Origin of the sequence: Streptomyces sp. MUM 203J (assembly GCF_022414595.1) — a bacterium.
In the GTDB taxonomy this organism is placed as follows: Bacteria; Actinomycetota; Actinomycetes; order Streptomycetales; family Streptomycetaceae; genus Streptomyces.
This window is the reverse complement of record NZ_JADWYO010000044.1, coordinates 38,760-50,666: the sequence shown is the minus strand read 5'-3', so window position 1 is coordinate 50,666 and position 11,907 is coordinate 38,760. Positions and strand designations below refer to the sequence as shown.

The 11,907-nt window shown below is 71.8% G+C and carries 15 protein-coding genes and 1 tRNA gene; 5 read left to right on the top strand and 11 right to left on the bottom strand.

Features of this window, described 5'->3' with window-relative positions:
- The first annotated feature begins 124 nt into the window (after positions 1-124).
- From I3F58_RS20855 to I3F58_RS20845, 3 genes are read left to right on the top strand one after another with little or no spacing between them, the layout of a single operon-like run.
- A complete protein-coding gene (locus I3F58_RS20855; RefSeq protein ID WP_240110185.1) occupies positions 125-886 on the top strand; it encodes a TetR/AcrR family transcriptional regulator in 762 nt (253 codons plus the stop codon).
- Complete coding sequence (locus I3F58_RS20850) at positions 883-1,503, top strand: hypothetical protein (RefSeq protein ID WP_240110178.1); 621 nt, start codon at positions 883-885, stop codon at positions 1,501-1,503. Before I3F58_RS20855 ends, I3F58_RS20850 begins: the two co-directional genes overlap by 4 nt.
- A 7-nt stretch (positions 1,504-1,510) precedes the next feature.
- Entirely contained in the window at positions 1,511-2,197 is a 687-nt protein-coding gene (locus I3F58_RS20845) for an HAD family phosphatase (protein ID WP_240110177.1), read from the top strand.
- On the opposite strand, the gene I3F58_RS20840 is transcribed toward I3F58_RS20845, so the two are convergent.
- Both I3F58_RS20840 and I3F58_RS20835 read right to left on the bottom strand, forming a co-directional pair.
- On the bottom strand, positions 2,160-3,737 hold the full coding sequence (locus I3F58_RS20840) for an MDR family MFS transporter (protein WP_308355046.1): 1,578 nt from the start codon (positions 3,735-3,737) through the stop codon (positions 2,160-2,162). The genes I3F58_RS20845 and I3F58_RS20840 overlap by 38 nt on opposite strands.
- Before the next feature lie 64 nt (positions 3,738-3,801).
- The gene (locus I3F58_RS20835; protein ID WP_240110176.1) at positions 3,802-4,350 is read right to left on the bottom strand and encodes a MarR family winged helix-turn-helix transcriptional regulator; all 549 of its coding nucleotides are present in this window, start codon (positions 4,348-4,350) and stop codon (positions 3,802-3,804) included.
- Between the two features lie 188 nt (positions 4,351-4,538).
- Between I3F58_RS20835 and I3F58_RS20830 the strand changes: the two genes are divergently transcribed.
- Positions 4,539-4,760, top strand: a complete 222-nt coding sequence (locus I3F58_RS20830) for a hypothetical protein (protein WP_240110175.1) — start codon at positions 4,539-4,541, stop codon at positions 4,758-4,760.
- A 116-nt stretch (positions 4,761-4,876) separates the two neighbouring features.
- On the opposite strand, the gene I3F58_RS20825 is transcribed toward I3F58_RS20830, so the two are convergent.
- The 8 genes from I3F58_RS20825 to I3F58_RS20790 all read right to left on the bottom strand — a co-directional run bounded on the left by I3F58_RS20825 (position 4,877) and on the right by I3F58_RS20790 (position 10,436).
- Positions 4,877-5,857: an RNA polymerase sigma factor SigF gene (locus I3F58_RS20825; RefSeq protein ID WP_240110174.1), complete on the bottom strand. Its 981-nt coding sequence runs from the start codon at positions 5,855-5,857 to the stop codon at positions 4,877-4,879.
- A 235-nt stretch (positions 5,858-6,092) separates the two neighbouring features.
- The gene (locus I3F58_RS20820; RefSeq protein WP_240110173.1) at positions 6,093-6,944 is read right to left on the bottom strand and encodes an RNA polymerase sigma factor SigF; all 852 of its coding nucleotides are present in this window, start codon (positions 6,942-6,944) and stop codon (positions 6,093-6,095) included.
- 223 nt (positions 6,945-7,167) lie between these two features.
- The gene (locus tag I3F58_RS20815) at positions 7,168-7,461 is read right to left on the bottom strand and encodes a Dabb family protein (protein ID WP_240110172.1); all 294 of its coding nucleotides are present in this window, start codon (positions 7,459-7,461) and stop codon (positions 7,168-7,170) included.
- 33 nt (positions 7,462-7,494) lie between these two features.
- Positions 7,495-7,683 (bottom strand): hypothetical protein, encoded by a 189-nt coding sequence (locus I3F58_RS20810; RefSeq protein ID WP_240110186.1) that lies wholly within the window; start codon positions 7,681-7,683, stop codon positions 7,495-7,497.
- Positions 7,684-8,790: 1,107 nt separating this feature from the next.
- A tRNA-Ser gene (locus tag I3F58_RS20805) sits at positions 8,791-8,875 on the bottom strand.
- A gap of 79 nt (positions 8,876-8,954) precedes the next feature.
- Positions 8,955-9,383, bottom strand: a complete 429-nt coding sequence (gene tadA, locus I3F58_RS20800) for a tRNA adenosine(34) deaminase TadA (RefSeq protein WP_240110184.1) — start codon at positions 9,381-9,383, stop codon at positions 8,955-8,957.
- A 62-nt stretch (positions 9,384-9,445) separates the two neighbouring features.
- Entirely contained in the window at positions 9,446-9,982 is a 537-nt protein-coding gene (locus tag I3F58_RS20795) for a hypothetical protein (protein WP_240110171.1), read from the bottom strand.
- Positions 9,983-10,256: 274 nt separating this feature from the next.
- Positions 10,257-10,436: a hypothetical protein gene (locus I3F58_RS20790; protein WP_240110170.1), complete on the bottom strand. Its 180-nt coding sequence runs from the start codon at positions 10,434-10,436 to the stop codon at positions 10,257-10,259.
- A gap of 89 nt (positions 10,437-10,525) precedes the next feature.
- Between I3F58_RS20790 and upp the strand changes: the two genes are divergently transcribed.
- Positions 10,526-11,161: a uracil phosphoribosyltransferase gene (gene upp, locus I3F58_RS20785; protein WP_240110169.1), complete on the top strand. Its 636-nt coding sequence runs from the start codon at positions 10,526-10,528 to the stop codon at positions 11,159-11,161.
- 75 nt (positions 11,162-11,236) lie between these two features.
- Here the strand turns inward: upp and I3F58_RS20780 are convergent, their stop codons facing one another.
- A complete protein-coding gene (locus I3F58_RS20780) occupies positions 11,237-11,893 on the bottom strand; it encodes a LytR C-terminal domain-containing protein (protein ID WP_240110168.1) in 657 nt (218 codons plus the stop codon).
- Positions 11,894-11,907 lie beyond the last annotated feature (14 nt).

Here is an 11,907-nt window from a genome sequence, read left to right as displayed (position 1 = left end):
GCCTCCGGCACGGCCGGAGCCCGAACCGGCGCCGCAGCCCCGGCCGGCCTCGCCGGGCGGCCGGGCGGCCGAGCGGCGGTCGGAGGCGAAGGCGGACCCTGCCGCCGCCGGGAAGCCCGCGCGCATGAGCGTCTGGTTCGACGACGGAAGGGCGGCGGGCGCGGGGCGTGGCCGCAGGGGCCAGTCCGGGACCGCCCCCGGACTGGACCGGGAGCGGATCACCGCGGCGACGGTACGGCTGCTGGACGCGGAGGGGCCGGCGAAGTTCTCCATGCGGCGGCTGGCGGCCGACCTCGGGGTGACGGCCATGTCGCTGTACTGGTACGTCGATTCGAAGGACGACCTGCTGGAGCTGGCCAGCGACGCGGTGATGGGCGAGGTCGAGCTGCCGGAGGCCCCGCCGCCGGGCGGGGACTGGCAGAGCCGGATCCGCGACCTGGCGGCGGGCTACCGCGCCCTCCTCATCCGCCACCCGTGGCTCTCACCGCTGGTGGGCCGCTTCCTGAACGTCGGCCCGAACTGGAGCGCGTTCGCGCTGTGCGTGCAGCGCATCATCCGGAGCACCGGCCTGGCACCCGAGCACCAGACGGGCGCCCTCGCCGCCGTGTTCCAGTTCGTGTACGGTTTCGGCACGATCGAGGCGAACTTCCTGAAGCGCTGCGCCGAGTCCGGCCTGACGCAGGACCAGTTCTTCTCGTACGCCATGGGAGCGATCAGTAGGGAGCCCGAGCTGACACCCGTCGTGGACGCGAGCCGCGAGATGGTCGAGGCACGCGGCGGCCAGACGGTCCAGGAGATGCGGGACCGCGATTTCGCGTTCGCGCTGGACGTCCTGATCGCGGGCATCGAGGCGAGACGGCGGGACTCCCTGCCGGATCCCCGGTGAGGGCGCTGGGAAAGGCGGCCGACCGGCTGAGGACGGCCGTCACCACCGCGGAGGAGGACGTCGCCGCCTGGGCGGAGGCCGCCTTCGAGCGCATCGGCACGCCGGAGACCCCGGCCACCGAGCCGTGGGAGGTCTCCCTCGGCGCACTCCTCGCCACCCATCCGCGCCTCCCAACCCGCCTGCACGGCCCCATCCGCGTGCTGGACCGGTTCGGAGCCGTGCGCGTGGGCCCCGACGGAATCGGCTTCGACGCGGTCGACGTCCCGTGGGGGAAGGCCGAGGGCCTGCACCAGGTCGACGCCGGGCGGATCCTGACGCGGAAGATGATCGACCGGTGCCTCGACCAGCTCAGAAGCGCGCTGCTCGGCGTGCCCGGCCGTGACTGGGCGGTCTCGCAGGTGGCGGAACTCCTCACCTGGCTCGTCTACGACCGGGCCGGGCTGTGCGAGGGCACGGAACTGATGCTCCCGGCCGAGATCACGTACAAGTCGGGGGGTCTGGTCGCCCCCACGCGCACCCACACCGCGAGCCTCCCCGCCCTCGCCTTCCTGGCCGCGTCCCCCGAGACGGTCCGGAGCCTGACCGCCACGGCCGAGGCCCGCGGCGTGCTGGCATGATCAGGGCGTGACCGAGGAAACCTTCCGTCCCCGAATCCCCCGCACACGGCCTGTCCTCTTCGACGTCGACGGCACGCTGATCGACGCGCTGAGCAACCAGCGCCGGGTGTGGCGTACCTGGGCGGAGCGGTACGGCCTGGACGGCGACGAGGTGCACCGGGTCGCCCTGCGGACCCGCCCGAGGGAGACCTTCGCGCGGGTCGCGCCGGACCGCGACCCGGAGGCGTGCCTCGCCGCCCTGCACGCCCTGGAGGACGAGGACGTGCGCTCCGGGACGTACACGTCCTATGACGGAGCCGCGGAGCTGCTCCGTGCCCTCCCGCCGGGCTCCTGGGCCCTCGTGACGTCGAACTACGAGCACCGTGTCCGTGGCCGCTTCGCCCGTACGGGCCTGCCGCTGCCCCCCGTGGTCGTGGACGCGGCAGCGGTAGGGGAGGGCAAGCCCTCCCCTGTCCCGTACCTGCGGGCCGCCGAACTGCTGGGCGCCGCGCCGGCGGACTGCCTCGTCGTCGAGGACGCCCCCACCGGCGTCGAGTCCGGTCTGCGGGCCGGAATGACGGTCTGGAACGTCAACACCGCGGCCCCGGTCGAGGGCGCCCACCGGCACTTCGCCACGCTCCGCGAGGCGGCCCCGCACATCCTGGCCCTCGCCGCGGCTACCTCTCCGCGCCCTTCAGCGGCACCTCGCGGATGAACAGCGTCACCACCAGCGCCAGCACCGCGAACGGCGCCGAGTAGAGGAAGACGTCGGCCACCCCGTGGCCGTACGCGGCCTCCACGACCGTCCGGACCGGCACCGGCAGGGCGTCCAGGTCCGGGATGCCGCCGCCCGCCGTGCCGCCGTGGCCCAGTGCGGCGCCCTCGGGGCCCAGCGCCGCCAGCCCGTCCCGTACGTGGTCCGCGACCCTGTGGCCCATCAGGGCCCCCAGCGCCGACACCCCCACCGCGCCGCCCAGCGACCGGAAGAACGTCACCACCGACGACGCCGAGCCCAGATCCTCCGGCGCCACCTGGTTCTGGGTGCACAGCACCAGGTTCTGCATCATCATGCCGAGCCCCAGCCCCAGCAGCGCCATGAACACCGCCACGTGCCAGTACTCCGTGTCGTACCGGATCGACCCCAGCAGCCCCAGCCCCGCCGAGACCAGCACACCGCCGGCCACCAGCCATGCCTTCCAGCGCCCCGTCCGCGTGATGACCAGGCCCGACACCGTCGACGACACGAACAGGCCGCCGATCATGGGGATGGTCAGCACACCCGACATGGTGGGCGACTCGTTCCGCGCGAGCTGGAAGTACTGGCTGAAGAACACCGTTCCCGCGAACATCGCCACTCCCACGAACAGCGAGGCCAGCGACGCCAGCGTGATCGTACGGTTGCGGAACAGCCGCAGCGGGATGACCGGGTCCGCCGCCCGCGCCTCCACCCGCACGAACGCCGCGCCGAGCAGCAGCGAGCCCGCCACCATCGTGTACGTCTGCCATGACAGCCACGCGTACTTGTCCCCCGCGAACGTCACCCAGACCAGCAGCAGAGACACCGCCGCGCTGATGAGCGCCGCGCCGGTCCAGTCGACCCGGGCCTCACGCCGTACCACCGGCAGCCGCAGTGTCCGCTGGAGCACCAGCAGCGCCAGTACCGCGAAGGGGACGCCCACATAGAAGCACCAGCGCCAGCCGAGCCAGTCGGTGTCCGTGATGACCCCGCCCAGCAGCGGCCCGCCCACGGTCGCCACGGCGAACGTCGCGCCCAGGTAGCCGCTGTACCGGCCGCGCTCGCGCGGCGCGATCATCGCCGCCATCACGATCTGGGCCAGCGCCGACAGGCCACCCACGCCGATGCCCTGCACCACCCGGCAGGCGATCAGCATGCCCGCGCTCTGCGACAGCCCGGCCACGACCGAGCCCGCCACATAGATCACCAGCGCCAGCTGCACCAGCAGCTTCTTCGAGAACAGGTCGGCCAGTTTGCCCCACAGCGGGGTGGTCGCCGTCATCGCCAGCAGCGAGGCCGTCACCACCCAGGTGTACGCGCTCTGGCCGCCGCCGAGGTCCGAGATGATCTGCGGCAGCGCGTTGGAGACGATCGTCGACGACAGGATCGCGACGAACATGCCGAGCAGCAGGCCGGACAGCGCCTCCATGATCTGCCGGTGCGTCATCGGTGCGCCGTCGGCCGCGCCCTCCTCGGCGTGGCCGCGTCGCACGGCGGTGTCGGTGGTCGGTGTGGACATGCTTCCTCTGCATCCGGTGGGGGTGAGGTGTGCGGGTGGCGGTGTGATGCGGTGGGCGGCGCGCCTAGCCCGTCGCCCGGCGGGCCGGCTCCTCCGGTGCCGTCAGGGGCGTGGTCGGCTCCCGCGCCGTCTGTACGGGGCCCGCGGGCCCCACCCGCGCCGACTCCTGAAGCCGCGCCGTCGCCCGGCAGTCCCCGAAGTCCGCCCGCAGCCGGGTGAGCAGCGAGATCAGACGGCCTAGGTCCTCGTCCGCCCAGTCCGCGAGGCGCTCCGCGAACAGGTCCGCCGCCCGGCGCCCCAGCGCGTCCAGCAGCTCCCGGCCCGCCGCCGTCAGCCGCAGGATGCGGGAGCGGCCGTCGTACGGATCAGGGGAGCGCTCGACCCAGCCCCGGTCCACGACCTGGGCCACATGGCGGCTGGTCACCGACATGTCGATGCCGAGCAGCTCCGCGAGGCGGCTCATCCGCATCTCGCCGTACCGGTCCAGCAGCGCCAGTACGGCCGCCGAACCGGCCGGGCACTCGGGCGGGAGGATCCGGGTGAGGCCCCGCTTGACGGCGCCGACTGCGCTGAGCTGGCGAGCCAGCTCCTCGTACGGGCTTCGGGCGGGCATCGGTGTACTCCTCGTGCTCCTCGGACTCCTCCGGGCATTTTGTTGCTTAGGGCAACCATAAGAGCGTAAGGGAGGATGGTTGCTGCAGGCAAATGAAATGACGGATGGGCGGTCAAAGCCTCGGCCAAGGGTCGGCAAAGGCGTCCCGGGGTGGGGCGGAGGGGGCGGATTCGCTAGTGTCCTGCCCCATGGCACACAACCCCACCGCCCCCCAGGGCCCCGAGGGCAACGGCAGCTACGACCCCGCGGGCTCGACCCAGATGTTCCGCGCGTTCGTGGACGAAGGCACCCCGCAGCGACAGCAGGAGGCGGCCACCACCTACTCGTCGGGGCCCCGGGTCGGGCTCATCGTCGGCGTCGTGGCGGCCATCGCGGTCGTCGCCGCGGTCGCCTGGCTGGCGCTTTCCTGACCGTCGGAGCTCTCCGGACCAACCGGCCCGGCTGATCGGCCGGTTGGGGCGGCATACGGCCGCGGCCGGACCGTCGGTGGCGGTCCGGCCGCGGCCGCATGCCGACGTGAGGTCCGTCAGTCCGCGATCAGCCCCTCCCGCAGCTGCGACAGCGTGCGGGTCAGCAGGCGGGAGACGTGCATCTGCGAGATGCCGACCTCCTCCCCGATCTGGGACTGCGTCATGTTCGCGAAGAACCGCAGCATGATGATCTGCCGCTCCCGGGCCGGGAGTTTGGCCAGCAGCGGCTTCAACGACTCGCGGTACTCGACGCCTTCGAGCGCGCTGTCCTCGTAGCCGAGGCGGTCCGCGAGCGAGCCCTCGCCGCCGTCGTCCTCCGGGGACGGGGAGTCGAGGGACGAGGCGGTGTACGCGTTGCCGACCGCGAGGCCGTCGACCACGTCCTCCTCCGACACCCCGAGCGCGGAGGCGAGTTCGGGCACGGTCGGGGAGCGGTCCAGCTTCTGCGCCAGTTCGTCGCTGGCCTTGGTGAGCGCCAGCCTCAGCTCCTGGAGCCGGCGCGGCACGCGCACCGACCACGAGGTGTCGCGGAAGAAGCGCTTGATCTCCCCGACCACCGTCGGCATCGCGAACGTCGGGAACTCCACGCCCCGTTCGCAGTCGAAACGGTCGATCGCCTTGATCAGGCCGATCGTGCCGACCTGGACGATGTCCTCCATCGGCTCGTTGCGGGAGCGGAAGCGCGCCGCCGCGTACCGCACCAGCGGCAGGTTGAGTTCGATCAGCGTGTCGCGCACATACGTGCGCTCCGGGCTGTCCGCGGCCACTCCGGCGGCGTCGAGCGTGCGGAGCCGGAGGAAAAGGGAGCGAGAGAGCGTGCGTGTGTCGAGGGCCTCGGCCGGGGATGCGGGAGCCGTCGCCGCAACTCCCTTGGGAGCGGCATTCGCTGGCGCGGCGTCAGCCGTGTCCAGGGCCGCCGGGGCCGCGGTGCCCACGGCTCCCGCCGGGGCGGGAAGCGTGGCGGCGAGGTCGCCCTGGGCGCCCTGGTCGTCATGAACGAGCGTGAGCACCTTCGAGCTGCCCTGTTCTGCGGACATGCCACCCCCTTGAGGTCGCGGACGGTCGCGGGAGCCGCGACCATCGGAGGAACGCAGCCTCCACCTGAATACCGGCGCCGAGACTGCGGCAAACGCGGTTCCAGCAGAATGTCACATGTCGGCAACACGCTGTAGTGACTTGTCGACATCTTGAGGGGGAGTATGTGCAGGAAACAAGGGCTGTGCGGCTTTTGGAACGGCTGATTATGGGTCCAAACGGGTCTACCCGATCCGGTTACGCCTCGATCTTGTTTGCGGATCTCAATCGGGCGAAGCTCCGCGCCAGAAGCCTTGACACATGCATCTGCGAGACGCCCAGTTCCTGGCTGATCTGGGACTGTGTCAGGTTGTTGTAGTAGCGGAGCATCAGGATCCGCTGCTCTCGCTCGGGCAGCTGGACGAGCAGATGCCGTACGAGATCGCGGTGTTCGACCCCGGCGAGCGCCGGGTCCTCGTAGCCGAGCCGGTCGAGCAGGCCGGGCATCCCGTCGCCCTCCTGCGCGGCCTCCAGGGAGGTCGCGTGGTACGAGCGGCCCGCCTCGATGCAGGAGAGGACCTCCTCCTCGGAGATCTTCAGCCGCTCCGCGATCTCGGCTGTCGTGGGGGTCCGGCCGTGCAGGGTCGTGAGGTCCTCGGAGGCGCCGTTCACCTGGACCCACAGCTCGTGGAGGCGGCGCGGTACGTGCACGGTGCGGACGTTGTCGCGGAAGTAGCGCTTGATCTCCCCGACGACGGTCGGCATCGCGAAGGTGGGGAACTGCACGCCCCGGTCCGGGTCGAACCGGTCGATGGCGTTGATCAGGCCGATCGTGCCGACCTGGATCACGTCCTCCATCGGCTCGTTGCGGGAGCGGAAGCGCGCCGCCGCGTAGCGGACCAGGGGGAGGTTCGCCTCGATGAGCGAGGCGCGGACCCGGGCGTGCTCCCGGGTGCCGCGTTCGAGCTTCTTCAGCTCCGCGAAGAGCACCTGGGTGAGCGCCCGGGTGTCCGCCGCGCGCCGTGGGCGCAGGTCGGGCGGGGCGGGCTCGGCGTTCTCGTGGGACTCGTTCTGGGGCGGTACCTGTTGAGGCGTGGTACTGGCCGGCACGATCACGCCACCCCTTCGCGGTCAACTTCGGTCAACTCATCCGTCAAAAGCGGTCATAGCATCACAAGACATGTCCACTGTGTGCAAGCACCCGATAGCGCCGTGTTGGGGTGCGCGGAGAGCGAAGAGGAAGGGGCCCCGCACCGTCCGGTGCGGGGCCCCTTCTGCCGTAGGGCAGCCGTACGGCTGCCCTACGGCAGGGGTCCGGTGGCTGCGGCAGCGCTCAGAACTCGTAGTCCGCGATCACCCACGTGGCGAACTCGCGCCACTGCCCGGCGGCGGCCTGGTGCGCCGGGTGCTCGATGTACCGCTTCAGCGCGTCCGCGTCCTCGACCGCCGAGTTGATGGCGAAGTCATAGGCGATCGGACGGTCCGTGATGTTCCACGCACACTCCCAGAACCTCAGCTCCGGGACGAGCGCGCCCAGCTCCTGGAAGGCCTTCGCGCCGGCCTCGACGCGCGGCTCGTCCCGCCGTACACCCTCGTTGAGCTTGAAGAGAACCAGGTGGCGAATCACGAGAGGCTCCTAGCTGGTGTTCTGGCCGATGTCCTAGTTGATCAGCGCGGTCATGAACTGACCGACGGCTTGAGCGGCGCTCGAAACGCCCTCGAAGCCTATCTGCACCAGGTCGGCGGCGCGCTCGGGGGACTGGATGATCGTGTAGAGCACGAAGACCGTGAGGGCATAGAGGGTGATCTTCTTCGCCTGCACCATCGGCCCCGTCTCCCCGTCTCTCACCTGTGATCCCTCGGCGGTCGGGTGAGTCTAACCGAGCATGTCGGGACCAAGGCCCTGGAGATCCGGGCCCTTTGCCGCGTCCGGGGAACACCCGGCGGGAGCAGGATGGTTCCGGGCCGAGGGACCTGGCAGGAAATCCCGGAGCCCGGACCGGTCCCCACTGCGGGGTCCGTGCCGCAGGGCTCTCCCCCGACACGCGGCGCGGGCATGAGGGCCGGTTCTCATCGGGGGAGCGGCGAGCGTCCCCCCGTCGTCGCCGTTCCCCCGTCCGATCACGCGGAGCCCCGGGCCCTCACCCCGGGGCCTCTGCCATGGGCAGGGGCCCTCGGGTCCGCGTCCCGGCCGCCTCTCTGCCGGTCCGGCCGACGCGCCGGTCCACCGTGTGGTGCTGTCGGCCCGAACCTGTACGGGGGCGGCGGGGCAGCGCCGTTCCGGACCGATACGGCGCACCCCCCGGCCGGCCACCGGGTTGATCAGCCGGCGGGTCGCAGTCTGCCGGTGAGGTGGTCGAGGGCGACGCGGGTGTGCAGGCGGACGCCGGTCGCCAGGGTGTCGTCGTCGACATAGAAGTGCGGGTTGTGGTTGAGCCGCACCGCGGGCCCCGGGGGTGGGCCGCAGGCCGCCGTCGCGGGCGAACTCCAGATCCTGGACGCCGAGCAGGACGTAGAGGCCGCCGTAGGCGTTGACGAACTCGGAGACGTCGTCGTACCCGAGGGTGGGCGGGGTCTGCACGACGCGTTCCGCGCCGGAGAGTCGGCAGGCCGGCGTCCGGCCATTCCTTGCGGTTGTGCACGGCGTGCACGTCCTGGAGGCAGTTGACTGCGGCGGTGCAGTGGCAGGCGGCTGGCCCCGGCCGTGCCTCCGATCCGGCCGGGGCCGGGCGGGACGGGCCGGGCCTGACGCCACGCGACGCAGGCCGTATGGAGGCTCCGCAGGCGGCGTCTCCACGGTGGTCGGCGTGGCCGACCGGTTGACGGGCCCAAGCGGAAGCCGCACGCCGGGATTCCGTCGGCGATGACGACGGGGTGCCGGTGCGCTCGTACCGGCCGACTGAGTCGGAGCAGCACGAAGGGCCCGGCTCTGCTGAGCCGGGCCCTTCGTCACCAGCGGTAGCGGAGGGATTTGAACCCTCGGTGACTTGCGCCACACTCGCTTTCGAGGCGAGCTCCTTCGGCCGCTCGGACACGCTACCGGGAGAGAGCTTAGCCCAAAGGCGGCCCGACTCCGAAATCGGTATCGCCGCGCCCGGTCGTCGGCCGCGCCAGGACCGGTCAGCGGTCGCGGAAGAAGCGGGTCAGCAGCTCCGCGCAGTCCTCCGCCAGGACGCCCTGGATCACCTCCGGACGGTGGTTGAGCCGCCGGTCCCGTACAAGGTCCCAGAGGGAGCCCACCGCGCCCGCCTTCTCGTCGAGCGCGCCGAACACCAGCCGGTCGACCCGGGCCTGCACGAGCGCGCCCGCACACATCACGCACGGCTCCAGGGTCACGACGAGCGTGCACCCGGGCAGCCGCCACTCCCCGACCCGGCGGGCCGCACGGCGCAGCGCCAGCACCTCGGCGTGCGCGGTCGGGTCGCCGATGGCCTCACGCTCGTTGTGACCGGTCGCGAGGAGTTCGCCGTCCGACGCCAGGACGACCGCCCCGACCGGCACGTCCCCGCCCCGCGCGGCGCGCTCGGCCTCGGCCAGGGCGCGCCGCATCGGCTCCTGCCAGGGATCCCGTACGGGGTCGGGGACGTCGGTCCCGGGGATGGCGGGGCACACTAGCGGACGGCCTCCAGTACCTCGGAGGCGCCCAGGGCGTCCGCGATGTCGGTGAGCGCGTCGGAGCCGAGCGCCAGCAGTTCGCTCTCGGTCAGCCCCAGGTCGTCCAGGATCCGCCGGTCGCCCAGCGGCGCGGCCGGCACGGCACCGGCCGCGGTGCCCGTGTCCTCCTCCGTGTCGTCGTCGGCCCGGCCGTCCGGCTCGCCGTCCTCGGTGCCGTCGAGGTCCAGCGAGTCCAGGTCGGTGTCGTCGGACGTGTCGTCCCCGAGCAGTTCCCTGGTGAGGATCTCCCCGTACGAGGAGCGGGCGGCGGCGGCGCCGTCCGACACGTAGATACGAGGGTCGTCCTCGCCCTCCACGCGGACGAGGCCGAACCACGCTTCTTCCTGCTCGATGAAGACGAGCACCGTGTCGTCGTCCGGCGAGGCTTCGCGGGCCAGGTCGGTCAGATCCGCCAGGGTCTCCACATCGTCGAGCTCTGTGTCGCTCGCTACCCACCCGTTTTCGGTGAGCGCGAGCAGTGCGGCGAAGTACACCGTGACTCTCCCACTGATCAGAGGTGTGACGATCGGGCGGCACGCTCCTGATCGGCCCGCCCACTCGGCATCGTGGCAGATGCGGGCCCTGAAGGAGGAGTGTTCCGCTCTGGAGTCGTGCACCAGTCTGAACCCGGGCCGCGAGCCGAAGCCCGTCCGGCGTTCGAGGAGGGCCGCCGTTCAGGCGCGTTACGAGGGGATCCGGAGGGTGGAGCCCCCGGTAAGGGCGTGCGGGTGGCGGGGGAGAGATCCGCCCATGCGGCGGAGGCGCCGACTACCACCGGAACGTGCGCATACGGAGTGCCTGCCGCATCCGCGCGGCGCGAGCCTTCCGAGGCTGCACCCGGTCCCGCAGCGCCTTCGCCTCGTTCAGTTCACGCAGAAACTGCGCGCGCCGCCTCCTGCGCTCCGCGTCGGCGGCAGCCTGCCGGTCGGGTTCTTCCTGGTCGGGCATCGCCACACCACCACCCCACGGCTGTGTCTACCGACTCCACCTTCCCTCCGCCGCGTGGGTTGATGCCAGTGCGGGCTAGGGTTGTGGACATGCGGATCCACGTCGTCGACCACCCGCTGGTGGCGCACAAACTCACCACGCTGCGCGACAAGCGCACCGACTCCCCCACCTTCCGGCGGCTCGCCGACGAGCTGGTCACCCTGCTCGCGTACGAGGCCACCCGGGACGTGCGCACGGAGCAGGTCGGCATCGAGACCCCGGTCACGGCCACGCAGGGCGTGAAGCTGTCCTACCCGCGCCCCCTGGTGGTGCCGATCCTGCGGGCCGGCCTCGGCATGCTCGACGGCATGGTGCGGCTGCTGCCGACCGCCGAGGTGGGTTTCCTCGGCATGATCCGCAACGAGGAGACGCTGGAGGCGTCCACGTACGCCACCCGGATGCCGGAGGACCTGTCCGGCCGCCAGGTGTATGTCCTCGACCCCATGCTGGCCACCGGCGGCACCCTGGTCGCGGCCATCCGGGAGCTGATCAGGCGCGGTGCCGACGATGTGACGGCGGTCGTGCTGCTGGCCGCGCCCGAGGGCGTCGAGATCATGGAGCGCGAGCTGGCGGGCACCCCGGTGACGGTCGTCACCGCCGCGGTGGACGAGCGGCTGAACGAGCACGGCTACATCGTGCCGGGCCTCGGTGACGCGGGCGACCGCATGTACGGCGCGGCGGAGTAGCGGGAACAGGAACACGAGCTGCCAGAAGAGGCCGCCGGTCCGTGCAAGGGCCGGCGGCCTTCGCCGTACCGCTGCCTACTTCTTCCCGGGCGCCTTCGCGGGCGTCGCGCAGACCGACGGTTCCGGCTTCGGGTGCAGCAGGGCCGTCATCGCCGCCGTGGCCTCCGCGGGCCGGGCCAGTGCCTTGAAGCCCGAACCGATGATGAGGTCCACGTCCCCGGTCTCCCGGGTGTCCGTCTTGCTGTCGGCACCCTGCAGGTGCGTGCCGAGCACGGAGAAGGCGCCCTTGGCGGCTGCCGGGGCGCCGAGCAGTATGCCGGGGCCGGTGACCTTCTTGTCGTAGGTCTCCGGAGCGTTGGCGACCTTGCCGATGGTGAAGCCGCGTTTCTCCAGCTCGTCCGCCGTGGTCTTGGCGAGCCCCGCGCGCGGGGTGGCGTTGTAGACGTTCACGGTGATGTCACCGGGCTTCGGCAGGGCCGTCGCCGGGGCGGCCGAGGGGCTCGGGGCCTGACAGGTGGCTCCGGCGGTGGCACGTTTCGCGCTGTCCCCGCTGCCGCCGCCGAAGACGTCGATGAGCTGGACCGTCCCCCAGCCGGCCAGCCCCAGCGCGGCCGTCGCGGCGACGACCGCCAAGGTGATACGGCCGCGGCGACGGGGGCGGCGCATACGGGGATACGTCTTGCCCGTGATGCGGTACTGACCGCCCATTCCTGGGGGAGTGAGCATGCTCATGGGCGCAGCGTAAT